Origin of the sequence: Nitratireductor alexandrii (genome assembly GCF_004000215.1) — a bacterium.
Lineage (GTDB): Bacteria > Pseudomonadota > Alphaproteobacteria > Rhizobiales > Rhizobiaceae > Mangrovimarina > Mangrovimarina alexandrii.
Genome location: NZ_RBVY01000007.1, coordinates 270,726 through 286,869, shown reverse-complemented (window position 1 = coordinate 286,869; position 16,144 = coordinate 270,726). Strand labels below are relative to the sequence as shown.

At 66.5% G+C, this 16,144-nt stretch carries 16 protein-coding genes; 7 read left to right on the top strand and 9 right to left on the bottom strand.

What is annotated here, in order from left to right; all coding sequences use genetic code 11:
* The coding region (locus EP380_RS17200) for a hypothetical protein (protein ID WP_238719900.1) at positions 1–702 on the top strand (702 nt) is incomplete at its 5' end.
* Positions 703–707: 5 nt separating this feature from the next.
* Here EP380_RS17200 and EP380_RS17195 read toward each other — a convergent pair.
* The gene (locus EP380_RS17195) at positions 708–1,586 is read right to left on the bottom strand and encodes an alpha/beta fold hydrolase (protein ID WP_127599551.1); all 879 of its coding nucleotides are present in this window, start codon (positions 1,584–1,586) and stop codon (positions 708–710) included.
* A gap of 222 nt (positions 1,587–1,808) precedes the next feature.
* On the opposite strand from EP380_RS17195, the gene EP380_RS17190 reads away from it, so the two are divergent.
* Positions 1,809–2,120, top strand: a complete 312-nt coding sequence (locus EP380_RS17190) for a hypothetical protein (protein ID WP_127599549.1) — start codon at positions 1,809–1,811, stop codon at positions 2,118–2,120.
* A gap of 45 nt (positions 2,121–2,165) precedes the next feature.
* Here EP380_RS17190 and EP380_RS17185 read toward each other — a convergent pair whose 3' ends face one another.
* Together EP380_RS17185 and EP380_RS17180 are read right to left on the bottom strand one after the other, a co-directional pair.
* The gene (locus EP380_RS17185) at positions 2,166–3,065 is read right to left on the bottom strand and encodes an alpha/beta hydrolase family protein (protein ID WP_127599547.1); all 900 of its coding nucleotides are present in this window, start codon (positions 3,063–3,065) and stop codon (positions 2,166–2,168) included.
* Between the two features lie 179 nt (positions 3,066–3,244).
* Positions 3,245–3,481 (bottom strand): DUF1344 domain-containing protein, encoded by a 237-nt coding sequence (locus tag EP380_RS17180; protein WP_164749892.1) that lies wholly within the window; start codon positions 3,479–3,481, stop codon positions 3,245–3,247.
* A 473-nt stretch (positions 3,482–3,954) separates the two neighbouring features.
* Here EP380_RS17180 and EP380_RS17175 point away from each other — a divergent pair, with 473 nt between their 5' ends.
* Complete coding sequence (locus tag EP380_RS17175; RefSeq protein ID WP_106570547.1) at positions 3,955–4,167, top strand: cold-shock protein; 213 nt, start codon at positions 3,955–3,957, stop codon at positions 4,165–4,167.
* A gap of 106 nt (positions 4,168–4,273) precedes the next feature.
* Here the strand turns inward: EP380_RS17175 and EP380_RS17170 are convergent, their stop codons facing one another.
* From EP380_RS17170 to EP380_RS17160, 3 genes are all read right to left on the bottom strand, one after another.
* The gene (locus EP380_RS17170) at positions 4,274–4,885 is read right to left on the bottom strand and encodes a glutathione S-transferase family protein (RefSeq protein ID WP_127599543.1); all 612 of its coding nucleotides are present in this window, start codon (positions 4,883–4,885) and stop codon (positions 4,274–4,276) included.
* 115 nt (positions 4,886–5,000) lie between these two features.
* Positions 5,001–5,819 carry an EAL domain-containing protein gene (locus EP380_RS17165; protein ID WP_127599541.1) on the bottom strand — a complete coding sequence of 273 codons (819 nt, stop codon included), beginning with the start codon at positions 5,817–5,819 and terminating at the stop codon, positions 5,001–5,003.
* 103 nt (positions 5,820–5,922) lie between these two features.
* Entirely contained in the window at positions 5,923–6,855 is a 933-nt protein-coding gene (locus EP380_RS17160) for an EAL domain-containing protein (RefSeq protein WP_127599539.1), read from the bottom strand.
* A 248-nt stretch (positions 6,856–7,103) separates the two neighbouring features.
* Here EP380_RS17160 and EP380_RS17155 point away from each other — a divergent pair, with 248 nt between their 5' ends.
* Positions 7,104–8,306, top strand: coding sequence for a pyridoxal phosphate-dependent aminotransferase (locus EP380_RS17155; protein ID WP_127599537.1), 1,203 nt, complete (start codon positions 7,104–7,106; stop codon positions 8,304–8,306).
* A gap of 174 nt (positions 8,307–8,480) precedes the next feature.
* Here the strand turns inward: EP380_RS17155 and EP380_RS17150 are convergent, their stop codons facing one another.
* Positions 8,481–9,488 carry a helix-turn-helix domain-containing protein gene (locus EP380_RS17150; RefSeq protein ID WP_127599535.1) on the bottom strand — a complete coding sequence of 336 codons (1,008 nt, stop codon included), beginning with the start codon at positions 9,486–9,488 and terminating at the stop codon, positions 8,481–8,483.
* Between the two features lie 114 nt (positions 9,489–9,602).
* Between EP380_RS17150 and EP380_RS17145 the strand changes: the two genes are divergently transcribed.
* A complete protein-coding gene (locus EP380_RS17145) occupies positions 9,603–10,328 on the top strand; it encodes an alpha/beta hydrolase (protein ID WP_127599533.1) in 726 nt (241 codons plus the stop codon).
* A gap of 51 nt (positions 10,329–10,379) precedes the next feature.
* Here the strand turns inward: EP380_RS17145 and EP380_RS17140 are convergent, their stop codons facing one another.
* Entirely contained in the window at positions 10,380–11,384 is a 1,005-nt protein-coding gene (locus EP380_RS17140; RefSeq protein ID WP_127599531.1) for a hypothetical protein, read from the bottom strand.
* A 375-nt stretch (positions 11,385–11,759) separates the two neighbouring features.
* On the opposite strand from EP380_RS17140, the gene EP380_RS17135 reads away from it, so the two are divergent.
* Entirely contained in the window at positions 11,760–13,808 is a 2,049-nt protein-coding gene (locus EP380_RS17135) for an elongation factor G (protein WP_127599529.1), read from the top strand.
* A gap of 110 nt (positions 13,809–13,918) precedes the next feature.
* Positions 13,919–14,884, top strand: coding sequence for a protein-methionine-sulfoxide reductase catalytic subunit MsrP (gene msrP, locus EP380_RS17130; RefSeq protein ID WP_106570553.1), 966 nt, complete (start codon positions 13,919–13,921; stop codon positions 14,882–14,884).
* A gap of 345 nt (positions 14,885–15,229) precedes the next feature.
* Here the strand turns inward: msrP and EP380_RS17125 are convergent, their stop codons facing one another.
* Positions 15,230–16,126, bottom strand: a complete 897-nt coding sequence (locus EP380_RS17125; protein ID WP_106570554.1) for a LysR family transcriptional regulator — start codon at positions 16,124–16,126, stop codon at positions 15,230–15,232.
* Positions 16,127–16,144 lie beyond the last annotated feature (18 nt).

Genomic DNA, 16,144 nt, shown 5'->3' with positions numbered 1-16,144 from the left:
GCCGGCGACCGCCGGCCGCCCGCGTTGTCGGGCGCGCCCGCAGAGGGCCCAGAGCGGAGCGACGGAACGGCCCGCGAGCGAAAACAAGCGCCCAACGGCCGAGCCGGCGACCGCCGGCCGCCCGGTTTTCCGGGCGCGCCTGCAGAGGGCCCGGCGCGCAGCGACGGAACGGCCCGTGAGCGAAAACCATCACCCGATTCCCGCAAAATCCCGCCATTCCCGCGGCCCTGGCCGGTGTTCAAGGTGCCGGAAATCCCGCGCGGCGTCGGCACCGACGCGCAATGGGAACTGGGCGAGCGCGAGCGCGCTGATTACTACAGGAACATGGGCATCATCCTCGGCCTGATGCAGTGGGTGTGCACCAGGCTCGGCAACCACCGGCGCTGCCGCCTGCGCGTGTGCCGGCGCAAGCGCCGCTGCGCCGGCCGCCGGCCGGAAGACCGCTGGAACGACGGGTTTCTGTTTCCGCTGGTGCCGCCCTGCGAGCCGATCGAGGAGGAGCGCATCTACCAGCTCCGCGACGAGGTCAACCAGGTGCTCTGGCAGGCCGAATGCCGCGGCGCGCAGACCCCGTCGCCGCCGCCGGTGCGGTGTGCCAGCCAGCCGCTGGTGTTCGACGACGGCGAAACCCCGGTTCGCAACGCGGGCCGCGCCGAGACGGCGGACGGCGCGACGGGGCGCCCCGGGCGCGCCGACGAATGACCCGGCTAGTCGAACAGGCCCTTCGGCGTCTCGCCCTTCAGGAACGGCTCGATGAAGGCGGCAAGCAGGGATGCCTGGGTAATCACCGCGGTGTGCGACGTCGCCGGCATCACCGCCAGCCGCGATTGCGGCAGCGGCTTGCCCATGTCGCCCATCCCCCCGCCGCCGAGAAGCCGCAGCATCGAGACGGCGTGCTCCAGCGTGTTGACGTCGGCGTCGCCCGAAATGATCAGCACCGGCATCGTCAGCGCCTTGACGTCGTCGGCCCATTGCATCGGTTCGTGTTCGAGCCGGATCAGCTTTTCCACCAGTGCGGGAAAGCCGTCCGGGTCGGCGGCGAGCCGCTTGTAGTCGGCCGCGAACGGCATCTCGACGAACATCTCGACAGTCATCTGCGGGATGAAGGCCTTGAACTCCGGCTGCCAGCCCTGCGCGTCGTAGGCGACCGAGGCCGCGACCAGCCGGCCGACCTTGTCGGGATGGCGGATGGCGAGCTGCAGGCCGGCCGCCGCGCCCATCGAATAGCCGAACACGTCGGCGCGCGCGAGCCCGACCGCGTCCATGAAGGCGGCCACGTCGTCGGCGAGGTTTGGATAGGTGATCGGCCGGTCGATGTCGGTGGTGCGGCCGTGGCCCTGGAACTCCAGCGCGTAGACGGTATGGTTTTCGGCCAGGATCGGGATGATCTCGCCCATCGTCTCGATGTTCATATAGGCTCCGTGCAGCACCACCAGCGGGTCGCCGGCGCCCGATTTTTCATAATAGACCTGCATGCCGTTGACCGCGACCCGGTCGCCGGCGGGCGCGTCGTCGGCAAGCGCGGGGCCGGCGAGCATCGGCATGAGCAGGCCGGCAAGGCCGGCGAAGAGTGTGGCGCGGGACATCGTTTCCTCCTGATTGATCCTGCGGCCGCGGCCGCTTGCGACCTCACGACGAACCGGGCGCCGGCATTTCGACACCGCCGATCCCTTTTCCTTGAAAAACCGGCCGTGTCGGGTCTGCGCCAAGGGCCGTCCGGCCGGCCCTGCCGCATCGCCGCCGCATTCGCGCGCGAGGCTTTTCGGGCCGCGGCGCGTTTCGCCGCCGGCCGAGACAGGGGAGCGGCCATGATCAGGATTTTGGTGCTGACCTCGCTTGTCGCGCTGGCCGCCACGCCGGCCGCCGCGATCGCGCGCTACCAGTCCGAGACGCTCGACTGCGGCCAGGCGCAGGCGATCCTGGAGCGCGAGGGCGCGGCGATCTTCCGCTACGGATCGAAACGCAACCCCTCGCTGACGCTGTACGACCGCTACGTGCTGCATGGCGGTTTTTGCGGCTGGGACGAGTATGCCGCCAATGGCTGGATCCCGACCCGCGACGACCCGCGCTGTTTCGTGCGCGTGTGCAAGCCGAAAGTCTTTCACGAAGACCCGTTCTGAGCCGCGCGCCGGCTCAGCCCGGCCCGGTCGCGGCGGTGCCGGCCATCAGTCGAGATGCTTGCTGATGAAGGCGCCGGTCGCGCCGATCAGCTCGTCGACCGTCTCGGTGCCGGCAAAGGCGTTGAAGACGTGGTCCATCGGCCGCACGAACAGCTCCCCCTCGCCGTCGTGATAGTCGAGCAGCACCTGGCCCGAGGCCGGCTGCGGAAACACCACGTCGTCCTTGGTGCCGACCGCCACGAACAGCGGCTCGTCATATTCGGCGATCTCCGCCACCGGATCGATCAGGTAGAGCTGTTCGAAAAAACCGGGCTTAAGCGCGATCTCCGCGCCCCACGGCAAGGTCACCTTCACCGCCGCGCCGCTGCTGGCGAAACCGGCCTTCATGGTATCGGGGCCGAGCACGAAGGTCATCGCCGCGGCGAGGTTGCTGCCCGGCGCCCACAGCGCCACGGCGTCGAGATCGTGATCGGTGCGGCCTGCGACCGCCGCCCCCACCGTGCCGCCCATGCTCCAGCCGACCAGCGCCATGCGGTCCTCGTCGACCTCGCCGGAGGCGGCGAGAAAGTCGAGCGCGGCCAGTCCGTCCTCGACCTGGCGCGCCACGGTGGTGTCGGCGAACGCGCCGTCGCTGTCGCCGGAATTGCGGAAGTCAATCCTGAGGCTGGCGATCCCGTTTTCGGCCCACATGCGCGCCGCGCGTGCGAAAACGCCTTCCTTGGCGGCCGGGATCTCGAGCTCGTCGCGGTTGCCGGTAAACCCGTGCAGAAGCAGGATCACCGGCGGGTTCTCCACGCCGTCGGGCAGGTTCATCGTGCCGACCACCTTTTCGCCGCCGACCTCGAAACTGACGGTCTTTTCGGCGGCCAGGGCCGCGCCCGGCGCGACGGCCAGCGCGATGGCGGTAAAGGATAGAAGGCGTGCAAGCGGCAATCGAAGCGTCATGGCGGTGTCCTCCCGGGGCTGATGCGCAACCCCTTAGCCATAACACGTGCCGGGTCGGACGCAATCCGCGTCCCGGACCGGGCGTCCGCCATGGCGGTCACGAGGGCGGCCAGGGCGGGTTTGTGGAGACCTGCCGCGCGCCAACGGCCCGCGGCAGGCTTTCGACCGTCGCGGCGCGATCAGTCGGCGACGATCGAGATCACGGTGTCGCTGTCGTCGGTGGTCACGACGACGCTGGTGCCCGGCTCGATGCCCTCGAGGCTGACGCCGTCGGCGACGGCGAGCTCGGCGCCATCCTCCATCACGATGACCATGGCCTCGGCGTCGACGGCCGACACCACGCCCTGCATTTCACCGGCGAGCGCGACAGTCACGAAGGAAGCCGCGGCGAGCACGGCGGCGAGAAGCGTCTTCATCGGAATTACTCCATTCCATAATGAGGGGTCATAGACGCCGCTTCGGCGCGTTTCGGGCAGGCCCGTTTCATCCACGCCGCAGCGGACGGCAGGCATCTATTCCTGTCCGCCGATGCACGCAATCGGCTGAAAAATATATTTTTTTCCCGGATATTCGATCCGAATTCCGCCGCAATTCAGCGCCTGCGCGCGGCCAGGTTCCAGTCCCGCGCCGCCCGCCCCGACCGGCCATGTGGCGCCGCCGCGACGCCGGATCGCCGCGCGCGGCGGGCCTTGACCCTCGGCGGCGCGCGCACCGTTGTTCTTGCCAGCGGGCCCGCACACCTTTATATGGTCAACATTGATATTTCGGCCGATCGATACGGCAGGTTGCGATCTTCCTCGCATTTGCTGACGTCAATCTCCAAAATCTCGATACCACCGGCCACGAAGGGTCGTGGCCACATGACGTTGCAAATCTGAAGGAACTCACCATGGCAACCGGAACAGTGAAGTGGTTCAATTCGACCAAAGGCTTCGGTTTCATCCAGCCTGACGAAGGCGGCTCGGACGTGTTCGTCCACATCTCCGCCGTCGAGCGCTCGGGCATGGGCAATCTCGTGGAAGGCCAGAAGGTCAACTACGAGATCCAGCAGGACCGCCGCACCGGCCGCTCCTCGGCCGGCAATCTGACGGCTGCCGACTGAACCATTTGCGGGCGGCGCCCGGCGCCGCGGCACGTGATCGTTTTGGAAGAGGCGGGGTGCCGACCCCGCCTTTTTCATGCCCGGGCGACAGATTTTGGACCCGCGCTCACGGCCGCCAGTCGATCGGCACGTGACCGGGATCGGCCTCGACGCGTTTCAGCCATGCCGAAACCGCCGGAAAAAGCCCGAGGTCGAACCCGCCGCGCCCGGCCTGATGGGTATAGGCGTAAAGCGCGATATCGGCGACCGACATCGCCTCGCCGGCGAAAAAGCGGGCCGTATCCAACCGATCTTCCATCACCGCGAGCGCCCTGTTGCCGGCCTCCAGCGTTTCGGCGAGCCGGGCCGGCGTGCGCTGCGGCGCGCGTTCGGGATAGACCAACAGCGCCCGGCGCACCGCCACGGCGGGTTCGTGGCTATATTGCTCGAAAAACAGCCATTGATAGGCAAGCGCCCGCTCGAACCGGTCCTGCGGCAGGAAGCGGGTCCCCTCGGCCAGATAAAGCAGCATGGCGTTGGATTCGGCCAGATGACGCCCGTCCTCGGTCTCCAGCAGCGGCACCTTGCCGTTCGGGTTTTTGGCGAGGAAGTCCGGCGCGCGGGTCGACCCGTCGAGCGCGTCGACCTCGACGTGGCGAAAGCCAATCCCGAGCTTGGCCAGCAGCAGCCGCGGCTTGTAGCAATTGCCGCTGTCTCCCATGCCGTAGATCGTGATCATCGCCCGCCACCTTGCCGATCCGGAAACGCGCAAACCGCGCCGCGCCCACTATCGGCCGCGCGGGAGCGCTTGACCAATCAATCGTTTTGGTGGACCGATCGACAATCTTGACCTGTCAGCGCGAGGTCGCCTGCGCTCCCGGCGCGGCCTCGGCCGAAAGCGCTGCCACCGACAAGGCGGCATCGTCGAATATCGTGCCGGCGAGCGCCGGGCGGGCCAGCAAAAACCCCTGCAGATGGTCGGCACCGGCCGCGATCGCGACACGCAGTTGCTCGGGCGTCTCGATCCCCTCCACCAGCACCTGGGTGCCCAGTTCGTGAAAGCGCGCGAAAAGCGTGGGCAGGAAATCGCGCGCGGCCTCGTCGGCGACGATCTTTTGAAACCAGGCCGCATCGAGCTTGACGATATCCGGCCTGATCAGCCGCAGCCGGGCCGGCGTCGAATGGCCCGCCCCGAAATCGTCGACCGCCACCCGCATGCCCGAGCGGCGGATATTTTGGGTCAGCGCCGTCACCCGCTCCGTTCCCGCGCCGAGGGCTTCGGTGATCTCGCACACCACCATCCCCGGCGCGATTTCGTTTTCCGCAAACAGCCAGTCCAGATGCTCGACGTCCTCATCGGGCATGGCCGGGTCGACATTGAAGAACAGTTCCAGCCCGTCCACGCCGATATTGTGGTAGTTGCGCATGTGCAGCACCCGGCACAGGCGCTCGAGCGCGGCCCGCTCCTCGGCCGCGGCGCGCTCGAAAAGCTTGGCCGCCGGCACGGCCCTGCCGCCGGTAAAGGCGATCACCAGCGCCTCGACCGCGAACGGCATCAACAGGTCGTCCTCGACCCGGAAAAGCGGCTGATAGCAGCTTTTCAACCGCAATTCCTGAAAGCGGCCATAGGCGATGCCGACCTCGTCGACATTGAAGGCGAAGGCGTCGCTCACCCTCGCCCCCCCGGCCGCGCCGTCGCACGGCAGCGACACGAAAGCGGCGCGCGCAGGCGATTTGCTGCGATGGCCGGGAGCGCGGCGTGGGCCATGGCAGCGGTCAACGGCCGGACTGACGGCGGCCGAATGTCGGGCGCCTCGCAGCCTGTTGATGACGGCTCTGCGGCGGCGCGTCGTCGGTTTCCCGCACAGGCATCGCGCCGCCCCCCGACCATGACGGGTCCGGCCCGCCGGGCGCGTGCGCGGCGGAGAAAATCGAAAAGCTCGTCGGGGCCAGTTCCGGCCGGGCCAGCACAAAACCCTGCACCATCGACGCGCCGCTTTCCTCGGCGAGTTCCAACTGCCACATCTCCTCGATCCCCTCGAACACGGTTTCGATGCCGTTGTCGGCGAAACGCGACACCATCACCTTCAAAAGTCCGAATCCGGCTCCCGAATCCATCAGCCGCGTGATCCACTGCGCGTCGAATTTGACGATATCGGGCTTCAACTCGTCAATACGCTGAATATCGGAATCGTCCGCCCCGTAATCGTCGACGGCGATCTTGAACCCGCTGGCCCGCAAGGCGTCGACAAAACGATGCAGCGCGCCGGAGGAGGCGGATTTCTGTTCGGTCACCTCGCATACGATCCGGCCGGGATGCATGCCCGCCTCGTGCAGCACCAGCCGCATGTCGCGGATCGCCACGTCCACGACCTCGGCGTCGGTGAACAGGGACGGATCGAAATTGACGAAGATCGACACTTTCGGGTCGAGACACGCCGCCGCGTTGAGCAGATGCAGCGTGCGCATCAAGGTTTCGACATGGAAGCGGTCGATCGGCGGGATGCTGCGAAAGAACGCATAGGGCGACAGGCCGGTCCCGTCGCGAAACGGCCGCACCAGCCCCTCGAACGCCGCGATGGAAAGCTTGCCCTCGCCGAAGGCGAACACCGGCTGAAAGGCGCTCTTGATCGTGTAGACGCCCCACACGCCGGTCGAGGTGCCGTCATTCTGGCGAACGATATGGGCAAGGCCTGCGCTGCGCGACACGAAACCGGCTCTCCGCATTGAACCCGACCGGCGACGATGATCCGCCGCACCGCGATCCGCCGGCCGCACCGATACGAAACCGGCCGGATCCGCGCCATTATCGGCGAACCGGTTTTGATCAAGGTTAACGACGCCGATTTTTTTGCGTCGACGGCGGACGCCGGCAAGTCTTGCGCTCGTGCCCGCATTCGGACATTACAAGCCGCTGCCCGATGCAGCGACACCCTGGCCGAAAGGAGACGATCACCATGGCCTTCCTCGCCGACGCCCTGTCCCGCGTAAAGCCCTCCGCGACCATCGCGGTCAGCCAGAAAGCGCGCGAGCTCAAAGCGAACGGCCGCGACGTGATCGGCCTGGGAGCCGGCGAGCCGGATTTCGACACGCCCGACAACGTCAAGCACGCGGCGATCGAGGCGATCCGGCGCGGCGAGACCAAATACACGCCCGTATCCGGCATCGTGCCGCTGCGCGAGGCGATCGCGGCGAAGTTCAAGCGCGAGAACAATCTCGACTACAAGCCGGAGCAGACCATCGTCGGCACCGGCGGCAAGCAGATCCTGTTCAACGCCTTCATGGCCACGCTCAACCCGGGCGACGAGGTCGTCATCCCCGCGCCCTACTGGGTCAGCTATCCGGAAATGGTGGCGATCTGCGGCGGCACGGCGGTGTTTGCCGAAACCAGCATCGAGGACGGCTTCAAGCTGACGCCGGCCGCACTGGAAAAGGCGATCACGCCCAAGACCAAATGGCTGGTGATGAACTCGCCCTCCAACCCGTCGGGCGCGGCCTATACCGAGGCCGAGCTGAAGGCGCTCGCCGACGTGCTGTTGAAAAACGAGCATGTGTGGACGCTCACCGACGACATGTACGAGCACCTGACCTATGGCGATTTCGCCTTCCGCACCATCGCCGAGGTCGAACCGGCGCTGTACGGACGCACGCTGACCATGAACGGCGTGTCGAAGGCCTATGCCATGACCGGCTGGCGCATCGGCTACGCGGCCGGGCCGGTCGAACTCATCAAGGCGATGGACATGATCCAGGGCCAGCAGACCTCGGGCGCCTGCTCGATCGCGCAATGGGCCGCGGTCGAGGCGCTCAACGGGCCGCAGGATTTCATCGCCCGCAACAAGGCGATCTTCCAGGGGCGCCGCGATCTCGTCGTGTCGATGCTCAACCAGGCCCGCGGCATCTCCTGCCCGGTGCCGGAGGGCGCCTTCTACGTCTACCCGTCCTGCGCGGCGCTGATCGGCAAAAAGACGCCGTCGGGCAAGGTGATCGAAACCGACCAGGACTTCGTCACCGAACTGCTGGAGGCCGAGGGCGTGGCCGTGGTGCAGGGGTCCGCCTTCGGGCTCGGCCCGAATTTCCGCATTTCCTACGCGACTTCGGAGGAACTGCTGGAAGAGGCCTGTACCCGCATCCAGCGTTTTACCGGCTCGCTGAGCTGACGCTTTTCGGCACGGGCATAGCCCACAACAAGACCGACCCGGCCCCCGCGGCCGGGTTTTTGCTTTCCGGCGGTCAGGGCCGTTCTGCTTTTCACGGAATCGCAGACCGGTTTAACTTATTGTTTTGACGTGTTTTTGAACGGCGAACCGGCTTCCACTTCGCCTGGAAACGCTTTAGTGAGCCAGACGCCGCCAGGCGCCCGGCGGCGCGCCGTAGCGGGCGCGAAACGACCTGGAAAAATGCGACAGGTCGGAAAAGCCGCACGCATAGGCGATCGACGTCACCGGAACGGCAGCCTTCGCCGGCGCGCGCAGCGCGGCCGCGGCCTCGCGCAGCCGCACCTCCATCACAAAAGCACCGAGCGTGGTTCCGGCCCGCGCAAAGAGCTTGTGCACATAGCGTGGCGAGATGCCGATGGCCCGGGCACACCGCGCCGCGTTGAGACGCGGATCGGCGAAACAGCGCTCAACATAGCGACGCAGGGCCACAAACTGCGCGTCCGCCCGCGACCCGGGCGCCACCGCGACGCCCTCACCGCCCAGGGCCATCGCCGTCAGGTCGAGCAGCATGGAAAAAAGCCGCGCCGACGCGGCTTCGGGCAGATAACCGGCAGTCTCGTCGATCGAGCGCGCGGTCTCCGCAATCAGCCGCCCGAGCGCGGGCACCGTCGACAAAAGACGGGGCCGCTCCGGCAAATGGCCGCCGAGGCGGGAAGCCAGCGCTTCGCGCGGCACCCAGAACGAGGATACCGCCAGCGACGACAGCCGGCGATGCTCGAGCGAAAACGGCCGCCCCGAATCGAAAATCCCGACATCGCCGGCGCGCAGGGCGATCTCCGTCCCCGCCTGATCGATGCGGCACTCTCCGCCCCGCTGCAGATTGAGATAGTAGCATTCGCGCGGCGAGCGGGCGATCTCGCGGCCAGTCCGCAAGACAAGATGGGCTGTCGCATCGACCCGGTTGACGGCGCCCTCGCCCAGCCGGTGCGATTCCACCCGCGCCTTGAACCGCCGCCGCCGCGCCGCCTCCAACTCGGGCAGGAGCTCCATGAAGGACTGGCAGATGCCGTCTCGATAATAATCGAAGGCCTCGACATCCCCGACATCGCGCGTGTCCCACACGCTGCCCCAATGCAAAGACGGCCCGGCAACAATATGCCTCCCCCCCGGCGTGGTCGTCATCGCCTGCCCCCTTGCGTTCGCTCCGGTCCATCATCGGTGCGCGCCCGGCCAAGTCCGCCGCGACCGTTTGCGCCAACATCGTATGCCCGACAACAAAAGCGCAGGGAGAAAAAAATGGCAACTTACGTGCTCGTTCACGGCGCCTGGCATACCGGCGAACTGATGGAGGCGGTCGCCCGGCCGATCCGCGACCAGGGTCACGATGTCCACACGCCGACCATCGCCGGCAACCGGCCGCACGACGATCGGCGCACCGGACTCGAGGCGGCGATCGGCTCGATCGTCGCCTTTATCGAGGACCGCGATCTGACCGACATCATCCTTGTCGGCCACTCCTATGGCGGCATGATCATCACCGGCACCGCCGACCGGCTGCCCGGCCGCATCCGCCGCCTGGTGTACTGGAACGCCTTCGTGCCGAACGACGGCGAGTGCCTCAACGACATGGTGCCGCCCCACTATGTGGCGTTGTTCGATAGCATCAGCGCCGCGAGCCCGGACAATGCCGTCATGCTGCCGCCGCCGGTCTGGCGCGAGGCGTTCATGAACGATGCCGATGGCGCGATGGCGCAGGCGAGCTACGAAAAGCTCAATCCGCATCCCTACGCGACCTTCACCGACGCGATCGCGCTGTCGGCGAACCCGGCCGACATGGAGGTTGCCAAATCCTACATCAACTTCACCGAAGACACCGCCCTGCCCCAGTCGCTCGGCTGGCATCCGCGCCTGTCCGAAAAGCTCGGCCTGTTCCGGCTGGTCCAGGCGCCCGGCGGGCATGAGGTCTGCTTCACCAATCCGGCGCTGCTCGCCCAAAAGATCATCGAGGCCGGTCGCGACTGAACCGGTGCGGGCATTGCGGGGGCGCGGCCGACACGGCCGCGTTCTGCGCCCTCACCAGACCGACAATTCGTGCGCGGCGGCGATGACACCCAGCGCGCGCCAGTGCTCCTGCGGAATATTGGCCAGGGTCTTTTCGTCGAGCACGTCGCGGGTCTCGAGATAGCGCATCTTGTTGTAGAACTGCGCCTTGTCCCGTTCGATCAGCTCGTGTTTCTGCAAAAAATCATTCAGGTCGGCGGCGAGCCTGTCGAATACGCCGGGCTCGACCCCCCTCAGCATCTCGTCCACCCTGAGCTCCAGGTCGGAGGGGCCGGCCGCCTGGTAGAGATGGTAGAGCCGCGCCAGATGGTACGTGCTGACGAAGCGGGATTTGACGGCGACCGTCCTGACGCTCGGCGACCGGCGGCTTTCGATCATGGCCACCCCGCCGCTGACCGAAACGCCGATCCGCGGCGTATCGCCCAGAAGCGCCTGCAGCCGTTTCTGGGTCAGCCCGGCCTCCAGCGACGCGCCGCCGGCAGCCATCATCCGCGTCCGCGCCTTGACCTGCCCCCTGATGATGTCGCTGACCATGAGATAGGCCGTCTCGCGCCCGTCGATGACGAACCGCACGAGGTCGCATTTTTTGTCGTTCGAAACGCGCTCCGTCGACGGCTCGTGCTCGGTGTGTTCGCGCGAGGCCGGGTCGATCGCGATCCTGGCGATGCCCGAGATCGCCAGATCGAGATCGGCCTCGATCTGCGCCAGCCCTTGAACGGAGATGCCGGCGCCGACACCGAACGACACCTCGTTGGCGAGCGTGATGTCCAGCGCATCGACGTCGCGAAAAGCCGACGCGCCGAGATCGAGGCAGTTTTTCCGCGGCACCACCCGTCCCTCGTCGGGATATTGGATGATGTCGCCCTTGCGGATGTTTCCGTTGGTGAAAATCGGAACAGCATAGTGGTTGGCGAGGAAATAACGCGCCATGACGGCCTTGTACTGGTCCTGGTACATATCCGCCAAAGCCGGCGACGACATCAGTGCAAAGGCAAGAATAAGAAACAAGCGACGCACAGGACCCTCCCTCATTTTCAATGGAACGCCGTATCTTTCCAAGTAAAATGACAAATCTTGCCCAATACAACAAAAAACCGACAAGCGGCACCGGGCTTTGGGGGTTCCGCCCCGACGAAGCGGTGCGGATCCGGACGGCGACACCAGGCGGCGGGGCGTGTGCCGGACGGCGGCGTCAGGCCCGGTCGCCCCCGCCGCAAGAGCCGCGCCGACCGGTTTGCCGCCGCCGAAATCCGGCGGGCGCCGCGCGGGCGCATCTCTTGCCACATTGCCAAAGCCGTGTGACGATATCCGTGCCGGGTGCCCGAAGCCCGGCGCGCGACGGCCGCGGGCCGGCCGCCGCTCGCGAGCAAGCGTGAGGAGGAGGTCGTTGACATGGGCAATCGCGCCGGAGGAAGACGCACGGGACCGAAATGCATCGCCATTGTCGGTCCCTTCGCCAGCGGCAAGACATCGTTGCTGGAAGCCATTCTGGCCCGCACCGGCGCCATCGCGCGCCAGGCCACCGTCGCCTCGGGCGCCACGGTCGGCGACGACAATCCGGAGGCGCGCGCGCATCTGATGAGCGTGGAGGCGAGCCTTGCCACCACCGGCTTCATGGACGACGACCTGACCTTCATCGACTGCCCGGGCTCGATCGAGTTCGCCTACGAGGCCGAACCGGTTCTGGCCGCCTGCGACCTGGCGATCGTGGTCGCGGAGGCCGACGAGAAGAAAATCCCGGCCCTGCAGCTGATCATGCGCACGCTGGAAGAACACGGCATTCCGCGCGTTCTGTTCCTCAACAAGGTCGACAAGGCCGCAATCGGCGTGCGCGCCACGCTGAAGCTGTTGCAGCCGGCGAGCGCGGTGCCGCTGGTTCTGCGCCAGATTCCGCTGCGCAAGGACGGCATCGTCATCGGTTCGATCGATCTGGCGCTGGAACGCGCCCACATCTATCGCGAACACGCCGAAAGCGAGATCGCGCCGATCCCCGACGACGAAAAGGCCCGCGAGGTTGAGGCGCGCTTTTCCATGCTGGAAACGCTGGCCGACCACGACGACGCGCTGATGGAGCAATTGCTGGAGGAAATCGAGCCGCCGCGCGACGCGGTGTTCGACGACCTGGCCGCCGACCTGCGCGCGGGCTCCGTCATTCCGGTGCTGATCGGCTCGGCCGAGCATGGCAACGGCGTGCTGCGGCTCTTAAAGACGATACGACACGACGCGCCCGACATCGCCCAGACCCGCGAACGGCTCGGGCTCGGCGAGACCGACGAAACGATCCTCCAAGTCGTCAAGACCGTACACACGCCGCATGGCGGCAAGCTTTCCTATGCCCGGGTGCTGGCCGGCTCGATCGCCGACGGCGCCGAAATCGTCACGCATGACGGCCGCACCGGACGCGTTTCCGGCCTTTACCGCATGCTCGGCCGCAACCAGACCAAGCTGCAGAATGCCGGCGAGGGCGAAACGGTCGCGCTCGGCAAGCTCGAGGAGGTGCGCACCTGCGACACGCTCGCCGTCGGCAAGACGCCGCCGCCGGCCCTGGCCACGCCCGAGCCGCCGCAGCCGGTCAACGCCGTCGCCCTGCGGCCGCACGAGCGCAAGGACGAGGTCAAGCTGTCGGCCTCCCTGCAGAAACTGGCCGAGGAAGACCCCTCGATCGCGATCGAGCACCAAGACAGCGGCGAGACGGTGATTTCGGGCCACGGCGAAATGCATCTGCGCGTGACCACGGAGCGGCTCGGCAGCAAGTTCCAGATCGAGGTCGATTCCAGCCGGCCCGGCGTTCCCTATCGCGAAACCATCCGCAAGGGCACCACCCAGCGCGGCCGTCACAAGAAGCAGTCCGGCGGCCATGGCCAGTTCGGCGACGTCGTGCTGGAGATCAGGCCGCTGCCGCGCGGCAGCGGCTTCGAGTTCACCGACACCATCACCGGCGGCGTCGTGCCCAAGCAATATATCCCCTCCGTCGAGGCCGGCGTGCGCGACTATCTCAAGGCGGGCCTGTTCGGCTTTCCGGTGGTCGACATCGCGGTCAATCTCGCCGACGGTTCGTTCCATTCGGTCGATTCCTCCGACATGGCCTTCCAGATGGCGGCGAAGCTGGCCATGCGCGAGGCGATGCCGGCCTGTTCGCCGGCGATCCTGGAGCCGGTCATGAAGATCGAGGTCTTCACCCCCTCCGACGCCACGGCCAAGGTGACCGCCATCCTGCCGCAGCGCCGCGGCCAGATTCTGGGGTTCGACGCCAGGCCCGGCTGGCCGGGGTGGGACGTGGTGGAGGCGATGATGCCGCAGGCCGAGATCGGCGACCTGATCGTGGAGCTGCGCTCGGCGACCGCCGGCGTCGCCACGTTCCGGGCGAGCTTCGATCACATGGCCGAACTGACCGGACGCCTTGCCGACGAGGTGGCCAACGCCCACGGCAAGGCGGCCTGACGTTGCCGGGCACGGCGGCCGTGCCCGGCCCACGCAGATGTGATGGCGATTGAGTTGCCCGCCCGTTCACGCGCGCTAGGTTTTGCGCCACACGGATTCGGGAGGACGTCATGGTTGCCATCCACCGCCGGCCGTCCTGGGCGCTCGCCGAGCGCCTGGCGACGCCCGAGGCCGCCTTCATCAATCGCCGCGCCCTGCTCGCGGGCCTGGGCGCCGGTGCCGCCGCGCTGGCCGCGCCCGCCCTGGTCGGCACGGCGCGGGCGGCGGCCGATCCCACCGCCGACCTCTACCCCGCGACCCGTAACCCGGCCTTCACCGTCGCCCGCCCTCTCACCCCGGAGGAAACGTCGAGCCAGTACAACAATTTCTACGAATTCGGCTCGCACAAGCAGATCGCCAACGCGGCCCAGGCGCTCCAGACACGGCCATGGGACATCGAAATCGCCGGCCTTGTCGACAAGCCGCAAAAGCTCGCCTTCGACGAGCTGATCCGCAAAATGCCGCTGGAGGAGCGGCTCTATCGCCATCGCTGCGTCGAGGCCTGGTCGATGACGGTCCCGTGGACGGGTTTCGCGCTGTCGCGCCTGGTCGCGCTGGCCGAACCGCAGGCCGAGGCCAAATATCTGCGGCTCGAAACGTTCCTCGACCCGAAAATGGCCTCCGGCCAGAGACAGGTCTGGTATCCCTGGCCCTATGTGGAGGGCCTGACCCTTGACGAAGCGCGCAACGAGCTCGCCTTCATGGTGACCGGCGCCTACGGCAAGCCGCTCGCCAAACAGTTCGGCGCGCCGCTGCGGCTCGCCTTGCCGTGGAAATACGGGTTCAAATCGATCAAGTCGATCGTCAAGATCACCGTCACCGCCGAACGGCCGGTCAATTTCTGGCAGGAGATCGCACCCGGCGAATACGGGTTCTGGGCCAATGTGAACCCGCAGGTTCCGCATCCGCGCTGGAGCCAGGCCGAGGAGCGCGTCCTGCACACCGGCGAGACCGTGCCGACCGTGATCTACAATGGCTATGGCGAACAGGTGGCCGGGCTTTACCAGGGCATGGACGGGGAAAAACTGTTCATGTGACGCCGTCCGGAGATCGATGCCGGCCATCCGGACGCCGCGCCGCCAGCAAACCACCGGCCGCGCCGGCCGATAGACAAAAAAAAGGCCGGTACCTGAAAGGACCGGCCTAGCTAATGGAAGTGCCGTAAAACGGCGAAACCTCCAGAGGGGAACACTCGCGGGCGCTAATGGGAGGAGGAACGCGCCCGGGAGTGATTGTTATATGTGCCGGCTCTGCCCTTTTCGCAAGCAGATGAATTGCATCGCACCCATGCAATTATGCATGGTTTGTGCAACTGATTGAAAACCGGGCAGAATTGCCTGTCCAACGGGCAAATTTCGGGCCTCGAAAACCCGTTTGAGCCGTCAATAGGCCCAGCTGCGCGCCTTGGAAAAGATGAAATCGCGAAACGCCTTGAGTTTCGCCTGGTTCTTCATCGCCTCGGGATAGCAGAAATAGGTGTCGAAGGCCGGCACCGCCATGTCCGTCAGCACCTGCACGAGCCCCGAGCCCGGATCGGCCATGTAGTCGGGCAGCATGGCGATGCCGGCGCCGCGTCGCACGACCCGGCGCATCGACATCAAATCGTTGATCTGCAGCGTCGCCGGTCTCTTTTCGCCTTCCGGCATGCCCAGGCTCTGCAGCGTGTTCAAATCCTTGAGATAGGCCGGCACCGGCTCGCCGAAGGTGATCAGGCGATGCTTGTCGAGCTCGGCCGCGCTTTCGGGTTCGCCGAACCTGTTGATGTAGGACGGCGCGGCAAACACGTGCAGGTGCACGGTGAACAGCCGCCGCTGGATCAAGTCCGGCTGTTGCGGCTGGCGCAGGCGTATGGCGCAGTCGGCCTGGCGCATCGTCAGGTCCAACTCCTCATTGGCCAGGATGAGCTGGATCTGGATATCGGGATAAAGGTCGAGAAATTCCTGCACGCGCTGGGACAGCCATCCCGACCCCAGCCCGACCGTGGTGGTGACGCGCAGCAGGCCGGACGGCTTTTCCGTCGTTTCCATCAGCCGGCTGCGGACCGATTCCAGCTTCACGAACACTTCGTGCGCCGTGTTGAACAAAAGTTCGCCCTGCTCGGTCAGCACCAGCCCGCGGGCATGGCGGTTGAACAGGGACACGCCGATTTCCTGCTCAAGCGCGCTGACCTGGCGCGAGATCGCCGATTGCGACAGATTCAGCTTCTCCGCCGCGTGGGTGAACGACCCAGCCTCGGCGGCGGCGTGAAACACACGCAGCTTATCCCAGTCGAGTGACATCAGCCCTCCTCCCGGACC